Source organism: Pseudomonas sp. E102, assembly GCF_052660185.1.
On sequence record NZ_CP084025.1, the window covers coordinates 4991714 to 5017059 of the forward strand.

At 59.8% G+C, this 25346-nt stretch carries 24 protein-coding genes; 11 read left to right on the plus strand and 13 right to left on the minus strand.

The genetic code is table 11. The annotated features are described in order from the left end of the window. Positions 1-14 precede the first annotated feature (14 nt). The gene (cfaB, locus tag DOCECA_RS22525; protein ID WP_420766085.1) at positions 15-1202 is read left to right on the plus strand and encodes a C17 cyclopropane fatty acid synthase CfaB; all 1188 of its coding nucleotides are present in this window, start codon (positions 15-17) and stop codon (positions 1200-1202) included. On the opposite strand, the gene cls is transcribed toward cfaB, so the two are convergent. Continuing rightward, a complete protein-coding gene (gene cls, locus DOCECA_RS22530; protein WP_445571111.1) occupies positions 1199-2638 on the minus strand; it encodes a cardiolipin synthase in 1440 nt (479 codons plus the stop codon). The two genes, cfaB and cls, sit on opposite strands and share 4 nt — an antisense overlap. 140 nt (positions 2639-2778) lie before the next feature. Between cls and DOCECA_RS22535 the strand changes: the two genes are divergently transcribed. Beyond that, on the plus strand, positions 2779-3300 hold the full coding sequence (locus DOCECA_RS22535) for a DUF3617 domain-containing protein (RefSeq protein ID WP_420766087.1): 522 nt from the start codon (positions 2779-2781) through the stop codon (positions 3298-3300). Between the two features lie 2 nt (positions 3301-3302). On the opposite strand, the gene DOCECA_RS22540 is transcribed toward DOCECA_RS22535, so the two are convergent. The 5 genes from DOCECA_RS22540 to DOCECA_RS22560 form a co-directional block, all read right to left on the minus strand. Further along, positions 3303-4178, minus strand: coding sequence for a metal ABC transporter substrate-binding protein (locus tag DOCECA_RS22540; RefSeq protein WP_445571112.1), 876 nt, complete (start codon positions 4176-4178; stop codon positions 3303-3305). Between the two features lie 10 nt (positions 4179-4188). Then, positions 4189-5055: a metal ABC transporter permease gene (locus DOCECA_RS22545; protein WP_434561532.1), complete on the minus strand. Its 867-nt coding sequence runs from the start codon at positions 5053-5055 to the stop codon at positions 4189-4191. Next, the gene (locus DOCECA_RS22550) at positions 5055-5723 is read right to left on the minus strand and encodes a metal ABC transporter ATP-binding protein (RefSeq protein ID WP_420766090.1); all 669 of its coding nucleotides are present in this window, start codon (positions 5721-5723) and stop codon (positions 5055-5057) included. Before DOCECA_RS22550 ends, DOCECA_RS22545 begins: the two co-directional genes overlap by 1 nt. Further along, complete coding sequence (folE2, locus tag DOCECA_RS22555; RefSeq protein ID WP_434611692.1) at positions 5720-6616, minus strand: GTP cyclohydrolase FolE2; 897 nt, start codon at positions 6614-6616, stop codon at positions 5720-5722. The genes DOCECA_RS22550 and folE2 overlap by 4 nt, the downstream gene beginning before the upstream one ends. A 105-nt stretch (positions 6617-6721) precedes the next feature. Continuing rightward, entirely contained in the window at positions 6722-7114 is a 393-nt protein-coding gene (locus tag DOCECA_RS22560; RefSeq protein ID WP_445571113.1) for a glutamine synthetase, read from the minus strand. 131 nt (positions 7115-7245) lie between these two features. Here DOCECA_RS22560 and zigA point away from each other — a divergent pair, with 131 nt between their 5' ends. Both zigA and DOCECA_RS22570 read left to right on the plus strand, forming a co-directional pair. After that, positions 7246-8454: a zinc metallochaperone GTPase ZigA gene (gene zigA / locus DOCECA_RS22565; protein ID WP_445571114.1), complete on the plus strand. Its 1209-nt coding sequence runs from the start codon at positions 7246-7248 to the stop codon at positions 8452-8454. Then, positions 8454-9104, plus strand: coding sequence for a DUF1826 domain-containing protein (locus DOCECA_RS22570; protein ID WP_434608751.1), 651 nt, complete (start codon positions 8454-8456; stop codon positions 9102-9104). Before zigA ends, DOCECA_RS22570 begins: the two co-directional genes overlap by 1 nt. On the opposite strand, the gene DOCECA_RS22575 is transcribed toward DOCECA_RS22570, so the two are convergent. Further along, entirely contained in the window at positions 9101-9454 is a 354-nt protein-coding gene (locus DOCECA_RS22575) for an NADH:ubiquinone oxidoreductase (protein ID WP_420766095.1), read from the minus strand. The two genes, DOCECA_RS22570 and DOCECA_RS22575, sit on opposite strands and share 4 nt — an antisense overlap. Positions 9455-9481: 27 nt before the next feature. Here DOCECA_RS22575 and DOCECA_RS22580 point away from each other — a divergent pair, with 27 nt between their 5' ends. Then, positions 9482-10447, plus strand: a complete 966-nt coding sequence (locus tag DOCECA_RS22580) for a CobW family GTP-binding protein (RefSeq protein WP_434628140.1) — start codon at positions 9482-9484, stop codon at positions 10445-10447. Positions 10448-10459: 12 nt separating this feature from the next. Here the strand turns inward: DOCECA_RS22580 and DOCECA_RS22585 are convergent, their stop codons facing one another. Continuing rightward, entirely contained in the window at positions 10460-10882 is a 423-nt protein-coding gene (locus tag DOCECA_RS22585) for a DUF3301 domain-containing protein (protein ID WP_434649601.1), read from the minus strand. A gap of 119 nt (positions 10883-11001) precedes the next feature. Here DOCECA_RS22585 and pdxY point away from each other — a divergent pair, with 119 nt between their 5' ends. Next, positions 11002-11874 (plus strand): pyridoxal kinase PdxY, encoded by an 873-nt coding sequence (gene pdxY, locus DOCECA_RS22590; protein ID WP_420766098.1) that lies wholly within the window; start codon positions 11002-11004, stop codon positions 11872-11874. Between the two features lie 45 nt (positions 11875-11919). On the opposite strand, the gene DOCECA_RS22595 is transcribed toward pdxY, so the two are convergent. Continuing rightward, positions 11920-12405, minus strand: coding sequence for an acyl-CoA thioesterase (locus tag DOCECA_RS22595; RefSeq protein ID WP_039593237.1), 486 nt, complete (start codon positions 12403-12405; stop codon positions 11920-11922). 266 nt (positions 12406-12671) lie between these two features. Between DOCECA_RS22595 and DOCECA_RS22600 the strand changes: the two genes are divergently transcribed. Then, positions 12672-14435 (plus strand): cation:proton antiporter, encoded by a 1764-nt coding sequence (locus tag DOCECA_RS22600; RefSeq protein ID WP_445571115.1) that lies wholly within the window; start codon positions 12672-12674, stop codon positions 14433-14435. Positions 14436-14456: 21 nt separating this feature from the next. Here DOCECA_RS22600 and DOCECA_RS22605 read toward each other — a convergent pair whose 3' ends face one another. From DOCECA_RS22605 to uvrD, 3 genes are all read right to left on the minus strand, one after another. Further along, positions 14457-14864 (minus strand): SMI1/KNR4 family protein, encoded by a 408-nt coding sequence (locus tag DOCECA_RS22605; RefSeq protein ID WP_003187120.1) that lies wholly within the window; start codon positions 14862-14864, stop codon positions 14457-14459. 137 nt (positions 14865-15001) lie between these two features. Next, positions 15002-15874, minus strand: coding sequence for a Tim44 domain-containing protein (locus DOCECA_RS22610; RefSeq protein ID WP_434561548.1), 873 nt, complete (start codon positions 15872-15874; stop codon positions 15002-15004). A gap of 244 nt (positions 15875-16118) precedes the next feature. Further along, complete coding sequence (uvrD, locus tag DOCECA_RS22615) at positions 16119-18302, minus strand: DNA helicase II (RefSeq protein ID WP_420766101.1); 2184 nt, start codon at positions 18300-18302, stop codon at positions 16119-16121. Between the two features lie 260 nt (positions 18303-18562). On the opposite strand from uvrD, the gene DOCECA_RS22620 reads away from it, so the two are divergent. From DOCECA_RS22620 to DOCECA_RS22630, 3 genes are all read left to right on the plus strand, one after another. Continuing rightward, the gene (locus DOCECA_RS22620) at positions 18563-21427 is read left to right on the plus strand and encodes a putative bifunctional diguanylate cyclase/phosphodiesterase (RefSeq protein ID WP_434675594.1); all 2865 of its coding nucleotides are present in this window, start codon (positions 18563-18565) and stop codon (positions 21425-21427) included. A 175-nt stretch (positions 21428-21602) separates the two neighbouring features. Then, on the plus strand, positions 21603-22469 hold the full coding sequence (gene hexR / locus DOCECA_RS22625) for a transcriptional regulator HexR (protein ID WP_003187110.1): 867 nt from the start codon (positions 21603-21605) through the stop codon (positions 22467-22469). A gap of 155 nt (positions 22470-22624) precedes the next feature. Beyond that, positions 22625-22834, plus strand: a complete 210-nt coding sequence (locus DOCECA_RS22630) for a PA3496 family putative envelope integrity protein (RefSeq protein ID WP_434561552.1) — start codon at positions 22625-22627, stop codon at positions 22832-22834. Here DOCECA_RS22630 and DOCECA_RS22635 read toward each other — a convergent pair. After that, positions 22776-23738 carry a LysR family transcriptional regulator gene (locus DOCECA_RS22635; protein ID WP_420766104.1) on the minus strand — a complete coding sequence of 321 codons (963 nt, stop codon included), beginning with the start codon at positions 23736-23738 and terminating at the stop codon, positions 22776-22778. The genes DOCECA_RS22630 and DOCECA_RS22635 overlap by 59 nt on opposite strands. Before the next feature lie 187 nt (positions 23739-23925). Between DOCECA_RS22635 and DOCECA_RS22640 the strand changes: the two genes are divergently transcribed. After that, entirely contained in the window at positions 23926-25341 is a 1416-nt protein-coding gene (locus DOCECA_RS22640) for an acetyl-CoA carboxylase biotin carboxylase subunit (protein WP_420766105.1), read from the plus strand. Positions 25342-25346 lie beyond the last annotated feature (5 nt).

Here is a 25346-nt window from a genome sequence, read left to right on the forward strand (position 1 = left end):
AGGGGGGATTTTTCATGCTCGCTCAACTTCCGCCGGCCTTACAGAATCTGCATCTACCGCTTCGTTTGCGGCTCTGGGATGGCCATGAGTTCACGCTCGGTGCCGATCCCAGCGTCACGATTGTGGTCAAGGACCCTCAAGTGGTCGCGCAATTCACCCACCCCAGCCTGGATGCACTGGGTGCAGCGTTTGTCGAAGGCAAACTCGAGCTTGAAGGCTCTATCAATGAAGTCATTCGTGTATGTGACGAGCTGAGCCAGGCCCTGGTGGACGAAGACGACAGCAACTTGCCGGTGCGTACTGTCCACGACAAGGAAACCGACGCCAAGGCGATCTCCTATCACTACGACCTGTCCAATGCGTTTTATCAGCTCTGGCTCGACAGCGACATGGTGTATTCATGCGCTTATTTCGAGACCGGCAGCGAAACCCTCGAACAAGCGCAACAAGCGAAATTCCGCCATTTGTGCCGCAAGCTGCGCCTGCAACCCGGAGACTATCTGTTGGACGTTGGCTGTGGCTGGGGCGGGTTGGCGCGTTTCGCGGCGCGGGAATTCGGAGCCAAGGTGTTTGGCATTACCCTGAGCAAGGCGCAGCTCGCCCTGGCTCGGGAGCGGGTCAAGGCTGAAGGCCTGGAAGATCAGGTGGAGCTGCAATTGCTGGACTATCGGGACCTGCCCCAGGACGGACGTTTTGACAAAGTGGTCAGTGTCGGCATGTTCGAACACGTGGGGCACGCCAACCTGGCCCAGTACTGCAAGACGCTGTTCGGTGCCGTCCGTGAAGGCGGCTTGGTGATGAATCACGGTATCACCGCCAAGCACACCGATGGCCGTCCGGTAGGGCGCGGGGCGGGCGAATTCATCGAGAAATACGTGTTTCCCAATGGTGAGTTGCCGCATCTGTCGATGATCTCTGCCGAAATCAGCGAAGCCGGGCTGGAAATCGTCGATGTAGAAAGCCTGCGCATGCACTACGCGCGCACCCTCGATCATTGGAGCGAGCGTTTGGAGGACAACCTCGAAGCCGCGTCCAGGGAAGTACCGGAGCAGGCCTTGCGAATCTGGCGGCTGTATCTGGCGGGCTGCGCCTACGCGTTCGCCAAGGGCTGGATAAACCTGCACCAGATTCTCGCGGTCAAGGCCCATGCCGATGGCAGCCATGAATTGCCTTGGACTCGCGACGACATTTACACGCCTTAAAGAATCGGCGAAATGAGCCGGGCGATTCGCATGCCGATTTTTTGCAGGCGGTGGGTCTCCCGGCTTTCTTGTTTGGCCACTTCGTGGGCTTGGGCAAAATCCTTCTCGAGCATTTGCTCCACTTCGCTGGCAAACGCGATATCAACGGTCAGCAGCATGACTTCGAAATTCAATCGAAACGAACGGTTATCCAGGTTCGCACTGCCGATCGCGCTTATTTCCTGATCGATCAGTACGACTTTCTGGTGCAGGAATCCTGGCTCATAACGAAACACCCGGACGCCGGCCCGCACCGCTTCGAATGCATAGAGGCTGGACGCCGCGTAGACGATTTTGTGATCGGGCCGCGAAGGTAGCAGGATACGCACATCCACGCCGCGCAAGACGGCCAGGCGCAGCGCCGCAAAGACCGCTTCGTCAGGGATGAAGTAAGGCGTGGTGATCCAGATTCGCTCGTTTGCGGCGTGGATCGCTTCGACGAAAAACAATGAGCAGGTTTCCTGCGCGTCCGCCGGACCGCTGGCCAGCAGTTGGCAGAGCACGCCGCCATCCGGATAGGTGTCCGGCAGGATCAATGGCGGCAACGCACGGGCGGCCCAGAACCAGTCTTCCGCAAAGGATTCCTGCATGCTCGCCACCACGGGGCCGCGCACTTCGACGTGGGTGTCGCGCCATGGGGCCAACGGAGGCTTTTCGCCCAGGTATTCGTCGCCCACGTTGTGACCACCGACAAACCCCAGGACGCCGTCCACGGCCACGATCTTGCGATGGTTGCGGAAGTTGACCTGGAACCGGTTCAACCAACCGCTGCGGGTGGCAAAGGCTTTCACATGGACGCCGCCGTCGCGCAGTGCCTGGACATAACGGTGGGGCAGGGAGTGACTGCCGATACGGTCATAAAGCAGGTATACCGCCACGCCCTCGGCTGCTTTCTTCAACAGTAACGCGTGCAAGCGTTGGCCGAGACGGTCGTCATGGATGATGAAGAATTGGATCAGAATGGCTTCCCGCGCACTTTCCATGGCCTGGAAAATCGCCTCGAACGTGGCGTGGCCATCCACCAGCAGCCGCACCTGGTTATTCGCCAGGCAAGGCGCGCGTCCGAGCTTCGGCATGGCGCGCAAAGAAGCATAAGCGTGCGACGCGCGGGCTGCGAGCGCCTCTTCGACCCAAGGCCGCCAGTTCAGCTCGGAGATCGCCTTGCGCATCTCTTCGTTGGCCTGTCGTCGCGCCTTGATGTAACCGTCGAAAGTACTGCGGCCAAAAACCAGGTAGGGAATAAGCGTCAGATAAGGGATGAACACCAGTGACAGGGCCCAGGCGATCGAGCCTTGGGCGGTTCGCACGGTGAGTACCGCATGGACCGCGGCGATGGAACCGAGGGTGTGGAGCAGCGCGATCAGGTAACCGAAAACATGCGGGCCGTAATAGTCCATGGGGCAGCCGTGCTCCTGAAGTTTCAATGCTTAACAGACCATGTTACGCAACGAATGTCGCTAATTAATTCACCTGTGCTGGCCTGAACCGAAGCTTGCCGGCAGCGTCTAACGGCCACTTGTCCTCTGGAGTTTTTGCAATGAAAGTTCGCCTGCTGGGTTTGGCCTTGGCCATTGGTTTCTCGGTTCCTGTAGCGGCTCATGCGCAGATGCTTCAACCGGGCCTGTGGGAACTGACGACAAGCAACATGAAGGTTGATAACCAGAATCTGCCTGACCTGCAATTGATCCTCGGCCAGTTGCAGAACCAGATGACGCCCGAGCAGCGAGCGATGCTGGAAAAGCAAGGCATCACCATGGGTGGTAAAGGTATTCGGGTTTGCCTGACGCCGGAGCAAGTCCAGACCAACGACATCCCGCTGCAGGATCCGCAGTCAGGGTGCAAGCAGCAGATCACCGAGCGGACCGGCAACCAATGGAAGTTTCGCTTCAGTTGTCCGAAAGCCCAGGGCAGCGGCATCGCGACCTTCCAGAGTGATCGCGAATTCACCACCAAGGTCAATGGCACGTTCAACGCCACGGGCATCCAGCAGAACGGTAGCCTGGATACCCGCGCCGTGTGGCTGGGGCAGGATTGCGGAACGGTCAAGCCAAGGGCTTGATTTCAGGGCTGGCTCAATGCTTCGTACAGGGTGTTGAGGTTGTACTCGAACAGGCCGGTAAACGTGCTCGCGGGTCCGCTGGCGGCGAGGGCGTCGGAGTACAAGGTGCCGCCGATGTGCGCGCCGCTTTCATCGGCAATTTGCTTGAGCAGGCGTGCGTCCTTGATGTTTTCCATGAACACCGCTTTGACTTTGGCCTGGCGGATTTGCGTGATCAAGGCGGCGACTTCGGCAGCCGATGGCTCGCGTTCAGTGGACAAGCCTTGCGGTGCCATGAAATCGATGCCGTAGGCTTGGCCCAGGTAACCGAAGGCGTCGTGAGAAGTGACGATCTTGCGATTGCCGGGTGGCAAAGCGGTGAACTTCGCCTTGGCTTCGGCGAGTAGGGCATGGATCTTTTTCAGGTACGCCTGGCTGTTACGTTCGTAATCGGCCTTGTTGGCCGGGTCGGCTGCTTCCAATGCCTTCGTGATGTTGCCGATGTAGAGCACGGCGTTGGCAAGGTTGTGCCACGCATGCGGGTCTGGGATGGTCTCCCCGTCTTCGTCCAAGGAACGTGGAATCACGCCACGGCTGGCACTGATTACCGGCGCGGTGGTTTCGGTGCTGGTGACCAGGCGATCCAGCCACGGCTCGAAGCCCAATCCATTCTTGATGATCACCTTGGCTTTCAGCAGCGCCTTGGCATCGTCTGGGGTGGGCTCGTAGGTGTGTGCGTCGGCGTCGGGACCGACCATGTTGACGATCTGTACGTGTTCGCCGCCGACCTGTTGGGTCATGTCGGCAAGAATGCTGAAGCTGGTGACGACCTGCAGCTTTTCGGCAGCAGGGGAGGACATGGACACCATCAAGCTAAATATCAGGAGCAGGGCGCGCATCGGCAAAACCTCATTGGGATGTGAGCAAAGGCGGGCGGCGCAGCAAGCCATGCACCGGACCGAATACTACGGACAGCAAATAGAGCACGCCCGCCATCAGTACGATGGCCGGTCCGCTGGGCAGCGAGAAGTAGAAGGACAGCAGCAGGCCCAGCCACACCGAAAGGCAGCCGAACAGTGCGGCCATAGCCATCAGGGTCGGCAGGCGGCGGCTCCAGAACCGCGAAGCCGCGGCAGGCAACATCATCAGGCCCACAACCATCAGCGCTCCGATGGCCTGGAAGCCGATCACCAGGTTCAACACCACAAGTGTCAGGAACACGCCGTGGGCCAACGGACCCAGACGACTGACTGTCCGCAGAAACAAGGGGTCCAGGGTATCGAGCAACAGCGGGCGATAGATCAGCGCCATTGCACCCAGGCTTGCGGCGCAAACCCAGAGCATGCCGGTGAGTGTCGGACTGTCTACTGCTAGTGCGGAACCAAATAACAGGTGCAGCAAGTCCAGGCGTTTGCCGGCCATGCCGAGAATCAGTACGCCGGCCGCCAGGGATATGGGATAGATCGCCGCCAGGCTGGCGTCCTCTCGCAGTCCAGTGCGGCGGGTAATCCACGCTGCGAGCCCGGCCATGCTCAGGCCGGCCCCCAGGCCTCCGACGGTCAGGGCAGGCAGGCTCAAGCCGGCGAACCAGAACCCGAGCGCTGCGCCCGGCAGGATGCCGTGAGCCACGGCATCACCGATCAGGCTCATCCGCCGCAGAATCAGAAACACCCCTAGTGGAGCCGTGCTGCACGCCAGTACCAGACCGCCCAATAACGCCCGGCGCATGAACAGGAAATCCAGGAAGGGCTGCCATAGGTGGGTTGCGCTGAGCATCAGGCGACCTGCGTGTACTGAGGCCGTTCGATCAAGTCGACGCTGCGACCCAATGCGCAACCTGTAGGACTGATCAGCAAGGTGTGGGGAACATGCCGATGTACCGCAGCGAGGTCGTGACAGACCACCATTAAGGTCCGACCTTCTCGGTGCCATTGGTGAATATGTTTCCACAACAGCGCCTGGCCCATTTCGTCGAGCGCAGCATGAGGCTCGTCGAGCAGCAGCACGGGTGCCTCGGCCAAGCTCAACCGGGCGAGCAGGGAACGCTGTAGCTCACCACCCGACAAAGCCATCAGCGGGCGATGTTCGAGGCCGCTTAGATTCCAATCGTCCAGGACGGCCTTGAGTCGCTGGTTTCGGGTCGCGGGATTTTGTCGAAGGCCCCATGAGCCTGCTGCAACCAGCTCTTGCAGGCTGATCGGGAAATGCCGGTCCAAGTGTTGTTGCTGGGGCAGGAATGAAACACCGCCGCGCCGAGGCACATTCAATGAGGCTGTTCCCGATAGCGGCTTTTGCAACCCGGCCAGCACTTTTAAAAGGCTGCTTTTTCCGGAGCCGTTGGCGCCGATGATGGCGGTCAGGCTGCCTTCAGGTCGTTCCATGTCCAGCGGAGGCGTGAGCGGTTGACCCGGCGCACCCCATCTCAAGGCTTGGCAACGAATCATGAGGCCTCCCGGACCCAGTGACTCTGGGCGACGGCATCGTGGGCATGGAGGCTTTCAGCGTGAACCACCCGCACGTCAAATGAGGAGATCCAGGGCATCTTTTGCAACGCGACGTTCAATCGACGCGCGGCGTCTTCACAGAACATCAGGTTCTGGCCGTTGGCCAGGGCAAAGGCTTGTTCGTCCGCACGCTTCACGGCGGTTTGTACAGCGGTGCCCAGGGCAGCCTCGGCCTCGTTGATCAGGGCCAGCCATGGTAATTCACGGATATCGGTGTTCAGCCGCACTTTCAAGGTGGCGAGGCTGCGTTGGCTATGAGGGGTAGCGACGATGCCTTTTGATGAGCCCAGCCAAGCGAGCACGTCGGCATGCTCGAGCGCTTTGTTTGCAAAATCCTCGATGAATTGTTGCTGAATGAGCTGACGCGCGAGCGCTGCCGAGCAGGGACAGGTGGATGAATACGGAACTTGAATCTCAAGTTCCACGTGGAACATCGAATCGTCCAAGTGAGCGTCCACCTTGGTGGGGTACAGCTTCCACCCAGCAAGAGGGCTGATCAAGGCGGAGCGTTTGTACATGAGATCCGTCTTCAGGCTAAGCGAGGCGCGCCGGGACAATCCCCCATGGCTATCAAGGAAGCTCTGTAAAATCTGTCGTAAAAGAGACGGCGAAAGTGGGGAGTTTTCGAGCGGCTCCAGCGCCAGATACAAGCGTGACATATGGATGCCACGAGCTTCGCCATCATCGAGGCTGACGCCCGCGTCAGCAGTTGCGCTCAAGCGTTGACCGTCGATCAACAGCGGTACAGCAATGCCGCACATGCCGACCCAATCTAGCGGCAAGTTCTGGCGAGATGCCTGTGCCGCGACGTCTGGCAGAGTTAACGCATTCATCTTGAAGGTCCAGAAGAGGTTCGCTTGGATGTTATAGTATAACAATAAAAGCGACGAGGCCTTTTTCATGAATGCTTTTTCATGGGCATCGTTCCACGTGAAACATCAGCGTTTCGGTTGCCCGCACCCGCTCATACGGCCGCATACAAACCGGCCACCGCCCCCGCCGGAGCTGGAAAAGCGATTGATAGTGGTCCAACCCACGCGCCGGCTATATCCAACCCAGGCTTCGCCATCAGAAGCAAACCCGGTGAAAAACGTCAGCTGACCATAACGGCTATTTGTCTGGGACCAATAGCGCCGTCCGGAAGCCTCAAAACCTCGTAAATAAAAGGTATTTCCTGCCGTGAAAACGCTGTAGGCATTGCCTTGTGCATCGACGCACGCGAGCAGATTGGCGCTGCGCGTGCAATTGGCCGGCGTGGGCGGGTGAGCCGAAGCACCCACTGAAAATAGCAATAACAGCCCTATCGGCAAAATGTTCGAAAAGCTCGGCATACGGTGTCGCCCATGGAAATCGTTTGGTCAGCTTGCACTGTTATACTATAACATATATATCGACCAGCCTTTCATCGAACCAATGCCTGAAGACTCCCCGTGAATAACGGCGTCCCAACGAGGATCCTCTGATGACCAAGCGTCTCCCTGTGACCGTGCTTTCCGGATTTCTCGGTGCCGGAAAAAGTACCCTGCTTAATCACGTCCTGCGCAATCGGGATGACCTTCGCGTTGCCGTCATCGTCAACGATATGAGCGAGATCAACATCGATGGAAGCGAAGTCCAGCGAGACGTCAGCTTGAGCCGGTCGGAAGAGAAACTGGTGGAAATGAGCAACGGATGCATTTGTTGCACGTTGCGTGAGGACTTGCTTGAAGAAGTCGGGCAACTTGCCCGGGAAGGGCGCTTCGATTATTTGCTGATCGAATCCACAGGCATCTCCGAGCCGTTGCCGGTGGCCGAAACCTTCACGTTTCGTGACGAGGAGGGCCGAAGCCTGGCCGATGTGGCGCGGCTCGACACCATGGTGACGGTGGTCGATGGGGTGAATTTCCTGCTGGATTATCAGGCCGCGGAAAGCCTGGCGTCACGGGGGGAAACTCTGGGCGAGGACGATGAACGCTCGATCACCGACCTGCTGATCGAACAGATCGAGTTTGCCGACGTGATTCTGATCAGCAAGATCGACCTGATCAGCCAACACGAGCGGGAAGAGTTGACCGCGATTCTGCAGCGTCTCAACGCCCAGGCGCAGATCATTCCAATGGTCATGGGTCAGGTACCGCTGGGCCGTATTCTCGACACCGGCCTTTTCGACTTTGAGCGCGCCGCCCAGGCGCCTGGCTGGCTACAGGAACTGCGTGGCGAGCATGTACCTGAGACAGAGGAATATGGCATTGCCTCGACCGCCTACCGGGCACGTCGGCCGTTTCATCCCCAGCGTTTCTTCAACTTCATCGACCGTCCGTGGCCAAATGGCAAGCTCCTGCGCTCCAAGGGGTTCTTCTGGTTGGCCAGCAAACCTGAGGAGGCGGGGAGCTGGTCCCAGGCCGGCGGCCTGATGCGCCACGGATTTGCCGGGCGCTGGTGGCGATTCGTACCAGAAAACCAATGGCCGCAGGACCAAGAGAGCACAGCGGCCATCATGAAGAACTGGTCTGTAGCCACCGGCGATTGCCGTCAGGAGCTGGTGTTTATTGGCCAGGACATCGACTTTGGTCAACTCACCGCCGAATTGGACGCCTGCCTGCTCACCGACCAGGAATTGGCCCTTGGTGTCGAAAGTTGGCGGCTATTGTCCGATCCATTCGGCCCATGGCATGAAGAGGCGGTAGCGTGATGCTGGCGCCGAGTCTGAAAAGGGCATTGCAGGTACAGCAGGTCCAAGGCGATACACCGGAGATACTCACGAAGATCCTGGACGACGGCACCAACCTGGCGGTCTGGCAACGTCAGCTTCCCGCGCACATCGGCGATTTCGCGGCACTGGTACTTGCGTTGGACCAGCCATTGACCGAATCACGGGTGCTCGACTTGCCGGATGATGACGCCCAGCCAGCGCTGCAAGGCCTGGCTGCAGGCTTCAGCGACCTGCACGGCTATGAAGGCTTTATCGCCGACGTCTCTTGGCTGGTTTGCGCATTTGCTTGCCTGTTGGGGGCGCAACGGGTCGGTCTGCGTCTTCGCACGTTGGACAAGGCCATGTGCCCGCGCTTTCACGTTGATCACGTACCGGTGCGGCTGCTGACCACCTATGGGGGCGTCGGCAGCCAGTGGCTCAAGGAGGGCGTCATGGATCGCCAGCGCCTGGGGCAACCTGAGGCCGAACCGGTGGATCCACAAGTGATCGAGCAGTTCTGTTGCGGTGATGTCGGCTTGCTTAAAGGCGAGAAATGGCACGGCAACGAGGGGTTTGGCCTGATCCACCGCTCACCGGAACCCGCCCCGCAAGAGCGTCGCCTGATTCTCACGCTGGACTGGTTGGCTTAAGGCTTAAGCCAGGTGCCCTGGCTTTGCCCTTCGCAAAATGGCTGCAGGTAAGCGGCATCGGTCGCCACGCCGTAGTAGTGAATATCCTGGCGGTAAGGCATATTGGCGACCTGAGCGTTGCGGCAAACGCCGAACGCGCCGCCGGGGCACTGATCGACGTATTGCACCTCGACCTTCTGGCCGGCCAGGTTTGGCTGGCAGAAGCCATCGGCAAACAGCTTCTGCGGAATGTTGCGGTTCTGCTGGCAGACTTTCACATCGAGCCGCTCCGCCTGGCTGTGGACCACGCAAGCCTGGGCCAGTACCTGGTTCGACGTCAGCGCCAGTAACAACCAGCCGATCATTCGCATGTTCACCTCCATCGAAAGCCGTCGATTATGTTGCAGCACATCCCCACTCATGTCATAGCCGGCCCTTTGGGCGCCGGCAAGACCAGCCTGATCAGGCATCTTCTGGCCCAGCGCCCGGCCAGCGAGCGCTGGGCGGTGCTGATCAACGAGTTCGGTCAGATCGGCCTGGATGCCGCGTTACTGACCCAGGCTGGCGATGGTATCGCACTGGGCGAAGTGGCCGGCGGTTGTTTGTGCTGCGTCAACGGCGCGCCGTTTCAGATCGGTCTTGGGCGTCTACTGCGCAAGGCTCGGCCGGATCGGCTGTTTATCGAACCCTCGGGCCTCGGCCATCCGGTGCAGTTGGTGCGGCAGCTGAACGAAGCACCCTGGCTTGGTGTACTGGCGGTGCAACCCTGCGTGCTGGTGTTGGATGCCCAGGCGATGGCGGACGGCAAGCCGTTGCCCGATGCGCAGCGACAAACCCTGGCGGATGCCGGACTGCTGGTGCTGAACAAATCCGAGACCCTTACGCAAGCCGACCGGGAACGGCTTGCGATGCAACTGCCAGGACGGACGCTGTACTGGACGCAGCACGCAGCGTTGCCGATCGACCAATTGCCTGGCCTGGCGGCTCGGGGCAGCGAGGCTGTGGATAACTTGAGCCTGCCCAAAAGCCTGGGTCGAATGGCGGCCATATGGACCGACCCGGCGGTGCCGATCCGCCTGTATCAGCAGCAGGAGGGCGGCTGGAGTATCGGCTGGCGCTGGCACCCCAGCCAGCAATTCGACACAGCGGCGCTTACGCATTGGCTAACAGATCATCACTGGAAGCGCGCGAAGATGGTTATCCACAGTGCCGACGGTTGGGTTTCCGCCAATGCATTGGAAGCGGCGGCACTGCAATGGCAAGCCAGTGAATGGCGCGAAGACTCGCGGATCGAGCTGATATTCGACCAGCCGCAAGACATTGATCGCCTGCAAACGGGTCTGTTGATTGCTCGGTGCACCTGAATCAGCTTTGCTTCAAGGCTTCCATTTGTTGTGCTCCTGACGCCACTGGCTCAGTTCGATGACTTCAGCTCTGGGCCGGGTCTGCACCGGCTCAACTGGCGTGGGCGGGGCGTCTTCGAAGGGCATCGGGTAGGGAGCCAGTTCGATATGCGCGCTGTGGGCACCGAACTGAGTGATGGTGCCGGTATGACGGGTCTCGCCCGTCACTGTGAATTCGAAATTATAGATACGTGCCAGGCGCCGCCGTCCGTTGGCGTCCTTGACGAATCCGATCTTTCGCAGCGCCACGTTGCCGTCCAGCAGCTCGATCTTCAGGTTGGCGCAATGTTGCATGACCCTCGCCAAGGCTCGTTCGCGCAAGCCATGGTTGTGCCACAGCCAGGCGCCGCCGGTAGCCAGCAGCATCAGCACGAAAATGTTTCCAAGGGTCAGCATGAACGAAGAGCTCCAACAAGTTGCCGTCAGCTTAACTGTGTCGCCGGTCTGTCGTACAGGCTGCGTTTAGTCGCATACTGCGCGGCTTGAATTTCAATCGTTTTACGGACATTTCCCGCATGAAACGCACGCCCCATCTGCTTGCCATACAGTCCCACGTGATATTCGGCCATGCCGGCAACAGCGCCGCCGTGTTTGCGATGCAGCGGGTCGGCGTAAACGTGTGGCCGCTCAACACCGTGCAGTTTTCCAATCACACCCAATACGGGCAGTGGGCCGGTGAAGTGCTCCCGCCGGACCAGATACCGCTGTTGGTAGAGGGCATCGCGGCCATCGGCGAGCTGGGCAATTGCGACGCGGTGCTGTCCGGTTATCTGGGTAGCGCAGCCCAGGGACAGGCGATCCTGTCGGGTGTGGCGCGCATCAAGCGTTGTAATCCCAAGGCGTTGTATCTGTGCGACCCGGTCATGGGGCATGCGGAGAAGGGCTGCATTGTCGCGCCCGAGGTGGGCAGGTTCCTGCTGGAAGAGGCCGCTGCCGTGGCTGACATCATGTGTCCTAACCAGCTGGAGCTGGACAGTTTTTCCGGCCGCAAGGCGCAATCACTACTCGACTGCCTGGCGATGGCCCGTGCGCTGTTGGCCCGTGGCCCGAAAGTCGTGCTGGTCAAGCACCTGGCTTATCCTGGCAAGCCCGAAGACAGCTTCGAGATGCTGTTGGTCACGGCTGAAGGCAGCTGGCACTTGCGCCGTCCATTGCTGGCGTTCCCCCGCCAACCGGTCGGAGTCGGCGACCTGACGTCGGGGCTGTTCCTGGCGCGGATACTGTTGGGGGACAGCCTGTCGGCAGCCTTTGAATTCACCGCTGCGGCCGTGCATGAGGTGCTGTTGGAAACCCAGGCGTGTGCAAGCTACGAATTGCAGCTGGTCCGCGCCCAGGACCGTATTGCCCATCCGCGCGTGCGATTCGAGGCCATGCCGATCAGCCTTTGATCGCTGCGGGAGCGAGCTCGCTCCCACCTTGATTTCGACGGCGGGTTACGGCCCGTCCGCCTTGATTTCCTGATAACGCCTCTCCAGTTCCTGGCGAATCTGGCGACGTTGCTGCGCTTGTTCGTAGCGGCGCTTCTCTTCGCTGTTCTGCGGTTGCAGCGGCGGGACGGGCGCGGGCTTGCGCTGGTCATCCACCGCTACCATGGTGAAGAAGCAGCTATTGGTATGGCGAACCGAGCGCTCACGAATGTTCTCGGTCACGACTTTGATGCCCACTTCCATCGAGGTATTGCCGGTGTAGTTCACCGACGCCAGGAAGGTGACCAACTCGCCGACATGAATCGGCTCGCGAAAAATCACCTGGTCTACCGACAATGTCACCACGTATCGGCCGGCATAGCGGCTGGCACAAGCGTAGGCCACCTCATCCAGGTACTTGAGCAAGGTGCCGCCATGGACATTGCCAGAGAAGTTGGCCATATCGGGGGTCATCAACACCGTCATCGACAGCTGGGCGTTTCCGGGTTCCATAACGTTCTCACGGTTCAAGGCAGCAGTTTCGAGGGCGCGCCTCTGCGGGCGCTGGAATGTGGTTAGCGGGTTCAAACCACTCATATCGGGACGCTGCGCCACGACTTGCCGTCACGCTTGGGTGGATCTGTTTCCATATATTGCACCGTCTTTTCGTAAGAAGTCCCGGTGTTAACCTGCAAAAAAACCCGTCATGCCGGGTATTCCTACAAAAGAAACGGACGTACCCGACTTCACCTGGAGTCGTTTCGACAAGGAGCCCCACAATGCACGCCATCAGTTTCATTCAAGACCTGGCGATCATCTTGCTGGCGGCCGGGTTGGTCACCGTACTGTTCCATCGTTTCAAGCAACCGGTGGTGCTGGGCTACATTGTCGCCGGCTTTATCATCGGCCCGCATACGCCGCCGTTCGGCTTCATTCACGATGAAGAAACGATCAAGACCCTGGCCGAGCTCGGCGTGATCTTCCTCATGTTCTCCCTCGGCCTGGAGTTCAGCCTGCGCAAACTGTTCAAGGTGGGAGCCACGGCGTTTATCGCTGCGTTCCTAGAGATCGTATTGATGATATGGATCGGCTATGAAATTGGTCGCTGGTTCGACTGGAGCGCCATGGACTCGCTGTTTCTCGGCGCGATCCTCGCGATTTCCTCAACCACGATTATTGTCAAAGCCTTGAATGACCTGAAGATGAAAAACGAGCGCTTTGCGCAGTTGATCTTCGGGGTATTGATCGTCGAGGACATCCTCGGCATCGGTATCATCGCTTTACTGTCGAGCATCGCTGTCAGCGGCACCGTAAGCTCCAGCGAGGTGTTTTCCACGGTCGGCAAGCTGTCGCTGTTCATGGTCGTGGCGTTGGTCGTCGGCATCCTGCTGGTGCCGCGATTGCTGGCGTACGTGGCGAAGTTCGACAGCAACGAGATGTTGTTGATTACCGTACTGGGGCTTTGTTTCGGCTTCTGCCTGCTGGTGGTAAAGCTGGAATACAGCATGGTGCTTGGGGCGTTCCTGATCGGTGCGATCATGGCCGAGTCTCGACAATTGGTGAAGATCGAGCGATTGGTGGAGCCTGTGCGCGATCTGTTCAGCGCGATATTTTTCGTGGCTATCGGGCTGATGCTCGATCCGGCCATTGTGCTTCAATATGCGTGGCCGATCGCAGTCATTACCTGCGCGGTGGTATTGGGCAAGATATTTTCTTGTGGTCTCGGCGCCTTTATCGCGGGAAATGATGGACGCACCTCTCTACGAGTCGGGATGGGGCTTTCACAGATTGGCGAATTTTCTTTCATTATCGCTTCGTTGGGGATGACCCTGCAGGTGACCAGCGATTTCCTTTATCCGGTCGCTGTGGCTGTCTCGGTGCTCACGACATTGTCGACCCCTTATCTGATTCGGGCCGCTGATCCGTTGTCGGTCAGATTGGCGTCGGCAATGCCGCAGCGATTGACGCGCGTGCTGGGCATGTATGGAGAATGGTTGCGCAGCATCCAGCCACAGGGTGAGGGAGCCATGCTGGCTTCCATCATCAGGCGCATCATGCTGCAGGTGGGTGTCAACCTGGCATTGGTGATCGCGATTTTTGTCTCGGGGGGGTATTTTGCCGAACGAGTGTCTGCCTATCTGCAAGACTGGATCAGCGATCCGAGCTGGCAGAAAGCCTTGATCTGGGGCGGCTCGCTGTTCCTGTCGCTACCGTTCCTGATCGCGGCGTACCGCAAGCTCAAGGCGTTGTCGATGCTGCTGGCGGAAATGGGTGTAAAGCCGGAGATGGCCGGCCGCCACACCCAGCGCGTGCGTCGCGTGATCGCCGAAGTGATTCCGCTCCTTTCGCTGCTGGTGATTTTCCTGCTGCTGGCAGCCTTGTCAGCCAGTATCTTGCCGACCAACAAGCTGCTGGTATGGATCGCAGTGGTCGCGATTGCCTTGGCGGCCCTGCTTTGGCGCTGGTTTGTCCGCCTGCATACACGAATGCAGGTGGCCTTGCTCGAAACGCTGGACAATCACAAGGGATCGTCCGGGCATTGATCAGCGCCGGACGCTAGAGCATCAACTTTCCAACCAGACATCCCTTGCCCAGTGCCATACCGATTCCCACGTTTCCTCGGCGATCAGCTCCTCTTCTGCCTGCCATAGCACTACGGTGCCGTCTTCTTCGACACAGTAGTAGTCATCGCCGTCCTGGCAGATCGGAATCAGGCTTCGATCAACACCGGCATCCCAGGCATTGGCGGCCACATCCGGCAGGTAGGTATGGGACTGCGGATCGGTAACGGTCACCGGCTCCAGGCTGCCGTAGACGACATCGCTGACGGTGAGCAAAAACTCCCGGAACACGAACGGGATATCGATGAACAGCTGCTCTTCGATTTCCACCAGCAAGTCTTCGTCGGGCAATTCCAATGGAACCGGTACGGGTTCGTTGGCTTCGCGTAATTGTTCGATGATTTCTTCCACGTCCGGGATCCTCTTTCTCGATGGCGCGGTTTTATAGGGCGGTTTATACAGTAGCCCGCTGTAGATGCAACCGCGAAATAGAAAACCCCGGCAAGTGCCGGGGTTCTTTTATTTCAACCTGCGAAACGCGCAAAGGTTCAACCGTTCTGGCGGATACCTGCGACCAGCCAAGGCTGGTTTTCGCCTTGGGCACGTTCCATGTTCCAGCTTTCGCTGAACGCTTCACCTTGGTCGAAGCGAGAGTCTTTCGACACGCCGACGAAGGTCAGGGTGGCGATAGTCTTGTCGGCGCGATCGTCGACGCCTTCGAGTTGTATCTGGAGGTTATCGATGTAGGTGGACTGATAGCCATCACCCAACTCGGCCCGCTCGCGCTTGAGGAACTCCAGCAATTGCGGGGTGACGAACTCGGCGATCTTGTCCATTTCGTTTGCGTCCCAATGCTGCTGCAGGGACATGAAATGGCTGCGTGCCGCTTCGATGAAGCGTTCTTCGTTGAACCAGGCAGGTGCGTTGATCACCGGGCGCGCCACTGGAGCAGCCGCGCCACCGAAGATCGAGCCACCGGCAGGTTGTTGGTTGAACACTTCACGCTGCATCGGCGCATGGCCGGCCGGAGCGAATTGCTCCTGCTGCTTGCGACGACGGGCTGCGATGAAACGGAAGACCAGGAAGGCAATGACCGCCATGATCAGGATGTCGAAGATCTGCATGCCCTGGAAGCCGTCGCCCATGAACATGGAAGCGAGCAGACCACCGGCCGCGATACCGGCCAGGGGGCCGAGCCAGCGCGAAGCGCCGCTGGCCTTGGTGGCCGCGCCAGCAGCACCTGCCGCGCCCGCGGTGGCGGCAGTGGACCCGGCGGCAGACGACGGCGCCATCTGGCTGGTCTGATGAGTCGGGGCTGCGCCCGAACTTTTACCACCGCCAAAACGCTTGGCGGCATTGGCGTCGATGGCCATCGTCAGGCCGATGCACAACGCCATGGCGATGCTAAGAAAACGTTTCATATAAAGGCATTCCCATTTGTGGATAGCACGCGCGCCATGTTGCACAGGTGAACTGTTGCTGGCTAGCAGCAGAGTGTTTCGGGCTTTTGCGTGACAGCCAAGGTTCAGGTTCGGCTCGCGCAAGGAGCCTTGTTCGCTTTGGGCTGTAGGAAAGGTGAACAAGTTCTATCGGAAATATTTAATGTTTCCAGAATAATTGTGGGAGCGAGCAAGCTCGCTCCCACAAAGGGGATTACCGAGGCTTTTAGATCGCTTCCAACTTGGCATACCCCAGCATCAGCCATTTGCTGCCTTCGCTGAAGTTGACTTGGACCCGAGCCTGGGCACCGGCGCCTTCGAAGTTGAGAATCACGCCTTCGCCGAATACCGAATGTCGGACGGCCTGGCCCAGGCTGAAGCCGGTTTCCGGGATGTCGCTGCCGCCAAACAGGCTGCTGGTGCCTTGTTGCTGACTGCCGCCGAACGGTCGACTGACACTGTTGGAAAGACGCACTTCCTGGATCAGACCCTTCGGCACTTCACGTACGAATCGCGACACTTTGTTGTAGGTCTCGCTGCCATACAAACGTCGGGTTTCAGCGTAGGTCATCACCAGGTTCTGCATGGCACGCGTGATGCCGACATAAGCCAGGCGCCGTTCCTCTTCCAGGCGTCCGGGCTCCTCCAGACTCATCTTGTGGGGAAACAGACCTTCTTCCATACCCACCAGGAAGACGTAGGGGAATTCCAGGCCCTTGGCGCTATGCAGGGTCATGAGCTGAATGCTGTCTTCATGCTCGTCCGCCTGGGTGTCGCCGGCCTCCAGGGAGGCGTGGCCGAGGAAGGCCGACAACGGCGACAGGTCTTCATCTTCTTCGGTGTTTTCGAAGTTGCGCGCAGCGCTGACCAGTTCCTCAAGGTTTTCCACCCGGGCCTGGCCTTTCTCGCCTTTTTCAGCTTCATGGTAGGCAATCAGGCCGGACTGCTCGATGACGGTCTGGGTCATCAAGTGAAGGGGCATTTCCCCGCATTTGGCGGCCAGGTCTTCTATCAGGTCCATGAAAGCCTTCAGGGCGCCGGCGGCACGGCCGGTGACGCCTTTGTTGTCCACCAGCTGGCGCATGGCTTCCCACATCGACACATGGCTGTGACGGGCATGGTCGCGAATCGCCTCGACGGTTTTCTCGCCGATGCCCCGCGTCGGCACATTGATTACCCGCTCCAGGGCCGCGTCGTTGCCTCGTCCTTCGATCAGGCGCAGGTAGGCCATGGCGTTCTTGATTTCGGCGCGTTCAAAGAAGCGCTGGCCGCCATAGATACGGTAAGGGATCCGTTCGCGAAGCAAGGCCTCTTCAAGCACTCGCGACTGGGCGTTGGAGCGATAAAGGATGGCGATGTCGCTGCGGGCCAGGCCGGTTTTCAACGCGCTCTCGATGGTTTCCACCACATAGCGGGCCTCATCGTGTTCGTTGAACGCGGCGTAGAGATTGATCGCCTCGCCTTCGTTGCCCTCGGTCCACAACTCCTTGCCCAGGCGACCGGTGTTGTTGGCGATCAGGGCGTTGGCGGCCTTGAGGATGCCAGCGGTGGAGCGGTAGTTCTGTTCCAGGCGAATCACCTCGGCGTCGGGAAAGTCCGCCGAGTACTGGTGGATGTTCTCGATCTTGGCGCCACGCCAGCCGTAGATCGACTGGTCGTCGTCGCCCACGACCATCAGGCTGTCGCCGCCCTTGGCGAGCAGGCGCAACCACGCGTATTGAACGGCGTTGGTGTCTTGGAATTCGTCCACCAGGACATGCCGGAAGCGCCTCTGGTAATGCTCCAGCAGCCCCGGGTGGTCACGCCACAGGTCCAGCGCCCGCAGCAACAGTTCCGAGAAGTCGATAACCCCCGCACGCTGGCACGCCGCCTCGTAGGCTTCGTAGATGCTGCGCATGGTTGCCAGGAACAGGTCACCGCTGGCCTGGATATGCTGCGGGCGCAGGCCTTCGTCCTTCTGACCATTGATGAACCACTGAGCCTGGCGGGCGGGCCAGCGTTGTTCGTCCAACCCAAGTTCGCGAATCACGCGCTTGACCAACCGTTGTTGATCGTCGCTGTCCAGGATCTGGAAGGTCTGGCTCAGGCCGGCTTCCTGCCAATGGGCGCGCAACAGGCGATGGGCCAGGCCGTGGAACGTACCGACCCACATGCCAGCCGGGTTGATGCCCATCAACTGTTCGATGCGATGGCGCATCTCGGCGGCAGCCTTGTTGGTAAAGGTGACCGACAGGATCGAATGGGGCGAGGCGTTCTCGACCTGGATCAACCAGGCGATACGGTGCACCAGCACTCGGGTCTTGCCGGAGCCGGCACCGGCCAGGACCAATTGACGGCCCACGGAGGCAGCAACTGCCTGGCGTTGGGCATCGTTTAGGGAGTTCAGCAGAAGGGAGAGATCATCGCGCATCGAGGCATTCTAGGGTGCGGCGCCACCTCGGGCAAACCGAGCTTTGCATTGGCCGACAAAACACCGCCTGCGGACGACCGGTCAGTCAGCGCCCGCAAGCATCGGCGGGGCTCGGTTACGGTGGCCGGCGCGCAATTGGATCCGCGTTTTTTCAGTATTTTTATGAACCAGGGCAGTGTGGGATGGCCTTTGGCTTGTGTATGCTCGGTGATCGTTTCGGGCTCACCATGCTCCCCTGAATAAGAACAAGAACAACATTTATGACCTTCAATTCCGATCTGGCAGGCCCGCGTGTAGAGCCGCGGATTATCTGCAAGCAGTACGCCACGGAAATGGCGGTCGAACGCACCAGGTTGTTGTACCAGGGCTCGCTGCTGCCCACATTGTTCATGCTGATCAACGGTCTGGTCTGCGCGGCGCTGCTGTGGGAGCCTCAGCGCTATTTCCTGGTCAGCGTGTGGCTGGTCTGGTTACTGTCGCTGGTCGCGCTGCGGGTGATCCAGGTGGCCGCTTTCGATTCGGCGATACCAAGCCGCCAGGCCCACCCGGTCTGGTTGCGCATGTTTCTTCTGGGCTCGGCCATGACCGGCCTGACGCTGGCCGGTGCGGGCATTGCCCTGGTGCCGGCAGACAGTTTCCAGCAACAGGCTTGGGTGTTCGGCCTGATCGGCGCCGCGACCCTCTCTGCCAGTGTCGCTTACGCCGTGAGTCTACCGGCGTTCCTGTCCTTTACCTTGCCCTGTCTTTTGCCGGCTATCGCTTATCTTTTCTGGGGGCCGGACGAGCATCAACGTGGCTGGGGTTGGCTCGGGCTGGTGGTGCTGGTCTCGCTGAGCGTGGTGGCCTGGCAGGTCAACCGGCTGATACAGAACGGGATGTTGCGACGGTTCCAGAACCAGGCGTTGATCGAGCATTTGCAGCAGGCACAAAGCCGCGGCGCGCAGCTCAACGAGGCGTTGGCCCGGGAGGTCGAACAGCGTCGCTCCGCCGAGGCCCAATTGCGCACGGCGCAGGTTGGCCTGGAGGCGCGGGTAGCGCAGCGCAGCCTCGAACTGGAGGCGGCCAGCCAGGCCCTGGTCAAGAGTGAAGCGCGCCTGGCGTTGGCCCTCAAGGCCAGTGAGCTGGGGTTGTGGGACTGGAACCTGCAGACCGACGAGGTTCATCACACCCAGCTCAAGGAGCTGTTTGGTCTGGAACCCGAATACATCACGGCCATGCTCAGTCATCTCACCCCGCGCCTTCATCCCCAAGACCTTCCGGCGCTCAAGCGTGCCCTTGTCGAACATCTGAAGGGCCGCAGCGAGGATTACCAGATCGAATACCGCGTGCGCCACGGCGACGGCCATTGGGTCTGGATCGAAGACCGCGGCCGGGCCGTGGAGCGCAGCGCGAATGGGCGGGTACTGCGCATGGTCGGTACGCGCCGCAACATCAGCGTCGGCAAGGAGCTGGAACAGCAGCGCCAACTGGCCGCCACGGTGTTCGAGGCCGCCAGTGAGGGTATCGTGATTTTGGATCCCAATTACGCGCTGCTTGCCGCCAACCAGGCGTTTACACGAGTGACCGGCTTCGATATCGCGGACATGCTGGGGCGCAATGTGGTTGATCTGCCTTGCAGTCGCGACGCGCGTCGGCACTATCCGGTGATTCGCCAAGCGCTCAAGCAGCACGGCACCTGGCAAGGCGAGCTGGTTGAGGCGCGCGCCAACGGCGAGCTCTACCCACAGTGGCTCCAGTTGAATGTCGTGCGGGACTCGCGGGGAAATATCAGCCATATAGTCGGTTTCTTCGCCGATCTTTCAGCGCGGCGCGAATCCGAAGAGCGGATGCGCTATCTGACCCATTATGACGAGCTGACCGGGCTGGCGAACCGCTCGCTGTTCCGTGAGCGCTTGAACGAAGCCCATCAGCGGGTGCGCCAGGGAGGACGGCGTAGCCTGGCCTTGCTGCACATCAACCTCGACCGTTTCAAACTGCTCAACGACAGCCTCGGCCATGACATCGCCGACCAGCTTTTGCAGAAAATGGCTCGGCGCCTGATCAACGCATTGCCCGAAGCCGACACCATCGCCCGGCTGTCCGGCGATGAGTTTGCGGTACTGTTCGACGCCTACGGCAATCTTTCGAGCCTGGCGCGAGTGGCGACCCGACTGGCCACCAAGCTTCGCGTGCCGGTGACGATCGATGGTCACGAACTGGTGGTCAGCGCCTCCATAGGCATCAGCCTGCTGCCGGATAACGCGCGGGAAATTTCCACCCTGGTCAGCCAGGCCAACATGGCCATGCAACACGCCAAGCATTTGGGCGGGAATAATTTCCAGTTCTACACCGACAGCCTGCAAGCCAGCACGCTGGAGCGTCTGCAGTTGGAGAACCAGTTGCGCAAGGCGTTGGAAGAACAACAACTGAAAGTGTTCTACCAACCCAAGCTATGCCTGGCGACGGGGCGTCTGAATGCCGCCGAAGCGTTGGTGCGCTGGGAGCATCCGAGCATGGGCCAGATTCCACCCGGGGAGTTTATCGGTCTCGCCGAAGAAACCGGGCTGATCGGTCCGATCGGCGAGTTCGTGCTGCGCCAGGCTTGTTGGCAGGCGTGTGAATGGCAGCGCCAGGGGCTGGAGTCCATTCGTGTCTCGGTCAACCTTTCGGTGCATCAGTTGCGCCAGGGCAAGTTGGTCAGCCTGGTGCGCCAAGTGCTCGAAGAAACCGGCCTGGCTCCGCATTATTTGGAGCTGGAACTCACGGAGAGCCAGTTGCTTGACAGCGTCGAGCACATCATCGCTACGTTCCAACAGCTGCGGGATCTGGGAGTCAAGCTGGCCATCGATGACTTTGGCACCGGTTATTCGTCCCTGAGCTACCTCAAGCGCATCCCGGTGGATTACGTGAAGATCGACCAGGCCTTCGTTCGTGGGCTGGAGGAGGGGGGCGAGGACGCGGCCATCACCCGCGCGATCATTGCCATGGCCCACGGACTGTCGCTCAAGGTTGTGGCCGAAGGTGTCGAGCGGGAGGGACAGCTTGAGTTCCTGAAGAATGAGCACTGCGACGAAGTCCAGGGTTATCTCATCAGTCGACCGGTTGGAGCCGAAGGCCTCGCCCGTCTGCTGCGGGAGCAGGGATAGGATTGGACTTGGCGTGCGCCGAGCCTGCGAGACGGCTACAAGGAGCGTCGCCCGCCAAAACAAGGGGCAACAAGGTCAATTCAGTTACGTATTGGACAGGCGAAGAGCCGATTCTTGTAGTATAACTACAAGCCTGCTACATCCCGGCACCTGCCCATAACAAGAGTCCAGCCCCTTGAACCTGTTGCAACACATTGCCCAGTCACGCCACTTGCTGCGCAAATCGGAGCTGAAAGTCGCCGATCATGTACTGCTTGATCCCGCGGCCGTGATGCACAGTTCCATGGCCGATCTGGCCCACAGCGTTGGCATCAGCGAACCAACCATCGTGCGTTTTTGCCGGGCTATCGGTTGCTCGGGTTTCCAGGACTTGAAGCTCAAATTGGCGCAAAGCCTGGCGGCCGGTGCCAGTTTCGGGCAATTCGCTATTCATGAAGACGATTCGGTCGCCGACTATAGCCTGAAAATTTTCGACACGACGCTGCACACCCTGATGGAGGTCCGCGAGAAACTTGACCCGGTCGCGCTGCAGAAAGCCGTGACGGCAATGTCCCAGGCCCAACGTGTCGAGTTCTACGGGTTCGGCGCCTCGGGTGCGGTGGCGGCCGACGCCCAGCACAAGTTTTTCCGGTTGCTGCTGACGGCGGCGGCTTATTCCGACCCGCACATGCAGGCCATGTCGGCCGTCACGTTGAAGCCGACCGACGTGGCGATCTGTATTTCCCAGTCGGGGCGCTCCAAGGATCTGTTGATCACTGCCAATCTGGTGCGTGAAAGCGGCGCCTCGCTGATCACCTTGTGTCCGAGCCAGACACCGCTGGCTGAGCTCTCCACCGTGAACCTGGCGATCGACGTGCACGAAGACACGGAAATCTATACGCCGTTGACGTCGCGCATTGCCCACCTGGTAGTTATCGATGTGCTGGCGATGGGCGTCGCCATGGCGCGTGGCCCAAGCCTGGTCAACCACCTCAAGAGCGTGAAGCGCAGCCTTCGCAGCTTGCGGTTGTCACCCAAGTCGGTGAAGGCGCTGGACGACTGAACGAGGCCTTGGAAGTCAGGGTTTTTGGGCGAGGGAGCAAGCTCCCTCACCACGGGGCATTTGGCCGAATTCATCGTTCTGTAACGCTCGCGCCGCCAAACCGTCATCCCTCACCGTCATCGTGAAGCTCCCGTATACGTCTTGGGAGTCTCGACATGACCCAGTCCTACGAAGAACGCAGCGCCGCCAAAACCCGTCGCCAGCAGGAAGACCAGCGCCGCATGGCGTTCCGTCGTGCCATCGAAGACCGCTATGAGCAGCGTCAGCTCCTGGCGCAAATAAGCGAATATCCTGACCTGATGGAAATCAATTACTGGCAGGCAACGCCGGCGGTTTCCCGTCGAAACGCTCAACCAAGCCGATGATCTGCGCACGTTCGCCGCGAACGAATGCCAGAAACGCATGAGCCACCGGTGATAGGCGCTTGGCCCGGGCCTGTACAAGGCACCAGCTGCGATACAGCGGCAGCTCCTCCACCGGCAACTCGATGAGCGCGCCGGACGACAATTCCCGGCTCACGGCGTGGCGCGTCAAGAGCGCCACGCCCAGCCCGGCCACCACGCATTCACGCTGGGCTTCGGCAGACGCCACCTCCAGCGTCTGGGTGAAATGCACCCGTTTCTCCTTGAAATATTCCTCACAGGCCAGCCGCGTGCCTGAACCCGGCTCGCGCAACAGCTGCGTATAGGGTTCCAGGTCTTGCAAGCGCAATGAGCCCATGTGGCACAGCGGATGATCGGGCGGCGCCACCGCAACGATGGGATTATTGAGAAACGGCAGAAACTCCAGGCCCATGTCCTGGGGCACCATGGACATGATCACCAGGTCATCCCGGTTATCCGAAAGCCTGCGGATGACTTGGCCGCGATTGACCACCGTAAGGTTCAGGTTGACCTCCGGATGCTGGCGCTTGAACGCGGCGAACAGATGCGGGACGAAGTACTTGGCGCTGGACTCCACCGCAAGCTTCAGCTGGCCTTGCAGCGAGCCCTGCATGTCGGAAAGCTGCATATCGAGGTTTTCCAAACGCCCGAAGATATCCCGGCTGGCGCGTTGCAGCGCTTCGGCGGCTTCGGTCATGTAAAGTTTTTTGCCGACATACTCAAACAACGGCTGGCCGATCAGCTCTTCCAGGGATCGAATCTGTAGGCTAACGGCCGGTTGCGTGAGAGACATTTCATCCGCCGCACGGCTGTAGGACCTCAGATCGCACACCTCATTGAAGATTTGCAGCTGACGCAACGTCATACGCATCAATGACTTACGCATTTTTCAAGCACTCTGGTCCGAGACTGATCACCCAACTATAAGTGTTTGCTTATGCGTGACCCAATAATTATTCATTTTTGTTAATCCCCAGCCAGGACTAGTGTGGGGCTGCGACCAATTGTTACATCTGGTCACGCGTCGGCCTGGATCCCAGGCCGTGGTATCACCGGCTCAAGGGAACCTCCAATTGATAACAAAGATCCTGATCGCCAACCGTGGTGAGATTGCCGTCCGCATCGTGCGCGCCTGCGCCGAGATGGGCATTCGCTCGGTCGCGGTCTACTCCGACGCGGACCGCCATGCGCTGCATGTCAAGCGCGCGGACGAGGCCCACAGCATTGGCGCCGATCCGCTGGCCGGTTACCTCAACCCGCGCAAATTGGTCAACCTCGCCGTGGAAACAGGCTGCGATGCCTTGCACCCCGGCTATGGCTTTCTATCGGAAAACGCCGAGCTGGCAGATATCTGCGCTGAACGCGGAATAAAATTCATCGGTCCGTCGGCGGAAGTCATCCGGCGGATGGGCGACAAGACCGAAGCGCGCCGCAGCATGATCAAGGCGGGCGTACCGGTGACGCCAGGCACCGAAGGCAACGTCGCGGGCATCGAAGAAGCCCTGGCCGAAGGCGACCGAATCGGTTACCCGGTAATGCTCAAGGCTACGTCCGGTGGCGGCGGTCGGGGTATCCGTCGCTGCAACAGCCGCGAAGAACTCGAACAGGCCTTCCCGCGTGTCATCTCCGAAGCCACGAAGGCGTTTGGATCGGCGGAAGTGTTCCTCGAAAAATGCATCGTCAATCCCAAGCACATCGAAGCGCAGATCCTGGGCGACAGTTTCGGCAATGTGGTGCACCTGTTCGAACGGGACTGCTCGATCCAGCGCCGCAACCAGAAGCTGATCGAAATCGCCCCCAGCCCGCAACTGACCCCCGAACAGCGTGCCTATATCGGCGACCTGTCTGTGCGCGCCGCCAAGGCTGTCGGTTACGAGAATGCCGGTACCGTTGAGTTCCTGCTCGCCGAAGGCGAGGTGTACTTCATGGAGATGAATACCCGGGTCCAGGTAGAGCACACCATTACCGAAGAAATCACCGGTATCGACGTGGTGCGCGAGCAGATTCGCATCGCCTCCGGGCTGCCGCTGTCGGTCAAGCAGGAAGACATCCAGCACCGCGGCTTTGCATTGCAGTTCCGCATCAACGCCGAGGACCCGAAAAACAACTTCCTGCCCAGCTTCGGCAAGATCACCCGCTACTATGCCCCGGGTGGCCCGGGCGTGCGCACCGACACGGCGATCTACACCGGTTACACCATTCCGCCGTTCTACGATTCGATGTGCCTGAAGCTGGTGGTCTGGGCGCTGACCTGGGAAGAAGCGATGGACCGCGGCTTGCGGGCCCTGGATGACATGCGCCTGCAAGGGGTCAAGACCACCGCCGCGTATTATCAGGAAATCCTGCGCAATCCGGAGTTCCGCAGCGGCCAGTTCAATACCAGCTTCGTTGAAAGCCATCCGGAACTGACCAACTACTCGATCAAGCGCAAACCCGAAGAGCTGGCCCTGGCCATCGCCGCCGCCATTGCCGCCCACGCAGGCCTGTAAGGAAT

Bases quoted from the DNA above. Each gene is read 5' to 3' on its own strand.
- DOCECA_RS22580 (WP_434628140.1), top strand. From the start codon at position 9,482: ATGTTGCAGCACATCCCCACTCATGTCATAGCCGGCCCTTTGGGCGCC.
- DOCECA_RS22610 (WP_434561548.1), bottom strand. From the start codon at position 15,874: ATGAAACGTTTTCTTAGCATCGCCATGGCGTTGTGCATCGGCCTGACG.
- DOCECA_RS22620 (WP_434675594.1), top strand. From the start codon at position 18,563: ATGACCTTCAATTCCGATCTGGCAGGCCCGCGTGTAGAGCCGCGGATT.
- DOCECA_RS22595 (WP_039593237.1), bottom strand. From the start codon at position 12,405: ATGGAACCCGGAAACGCCCAGCTGTCGATGACGGTGTTGATGACCCCC.
- DOCECA_RS22635 (WP_420766104.1), bottom strand. From the start codon at position 23,738: ATGCGTAAGTCATTGATGCGTATGACGTTGCGTCAGCTGCAAATCTTC.
- DOCECA_RS22630 (WP_434561552.1), top strand. From the start codon at position 22,625: ATGACCCAGTCCTACGAAGAACGCAGCGCCGCCAAAACCCGTCGCCAG.
- DOCECA_RS22550 (WP_420766090.1), bottom strand. From the start codon at position 5,723: ATGATTCGTTGCCAAGCCTTGAGATGGGGTGCGCCGGGTCAACCGCTC.
- folE2 (WP_434611692.1), bottom strand. From the start codon at position 6,616: ATGAATGCGTTAACTCTGCCAGACGTCGCGGCACAGGCATCTCGCCAG.
- DOCECA_RS22540 (WP_445571112.1), bottom strand. From the start codon at position 4,178: ATGCGCGCCCTGCTCCTGATATTTAGCTTGATGGTGTCCATGTCCTCC.
- uvrD (WP_420766101.1), bottom strand. From the start codon at position 18,302: ATGCGCGATGATCTCTCCCTTCTGCTGAACTCCCTAAACGATGCCCAA.
- zigA (WP_445571114.1), top strand. From the start codon at position 7,246: ATGACCAAGCGTCTCCCTGTGACCGTGCTTTCCGGATTTCTCGGTGCC.
- DOCECA_RS22535 (WP_420766087.1), top strand. From the start codon at position 2,779: ATGAAAGTTCGCCTGCTGGGTTTGGCCTTGGCCATTGGTTTCTCGGTT.
- DOCECA_RS22560 (WP_445571113.1), bottom strand. From the start codon at position 7,114: ATGCCGAGCTTTTCGAACATTTTGCCGATAGGGCTGTTATTGCTATTT.
- DOCECA_RS22570 (WP_434608751.1), top strand. From the start codon at position 8,454: ATGCTGGCGCCGAGTCTGAAAAGGGCATTGCAGGTACAGCAGGTCCAA.
- pdxY (WP_420766098.1), top strand. From the start codon at position 11,002: ATGAAACGCACGCCCCATCTGCTTGCCATACAGTCCCACGTGATATTC.
- cls (WP_445571111.1), bottom strand. From the start codon at position 2,638: ATGGACTATTACGGCCCGCATGTTTTCGGTTACCTGATCGCGCTGCTC.
- DOCECA_RS22545 (WP_434561532.1), bottom strand. From the start codon at position 5,055: ATGCTCAGCGCAACCCACCTATGGCAGCCCTTCCTGGATTTCCTGTTC.
- DOCECA_RS22600 (WP_445571115.1), top strand. From the start codon at position 12,672: ATGCACGCCATCAGTTTCATTCAAGACCTGGCGATCATCTTGCTGGCG.
- DOCECA_RS22585 (WP_434649601.1), bottom strand. From the start codon at position 10,882: ATGCTGACCCTTGGAAACATTTTCGTGCTGATGCTGCTGGCTACCGGC.
- DOCECA_RS22575 (WP_420766095.1), bottom strand. From the start codon at position 9,454: ATGCGAATGATCGGCTGGTTGTTACTGGCGCTGACGTCGAACCAGGTA.
- cfaB (WP_420766085.1), top strand. From the start codon at position 15: ATGCTCGCTCAACTTCCGCCGGCCTTACAGAATCTGCATCTACCGCTT.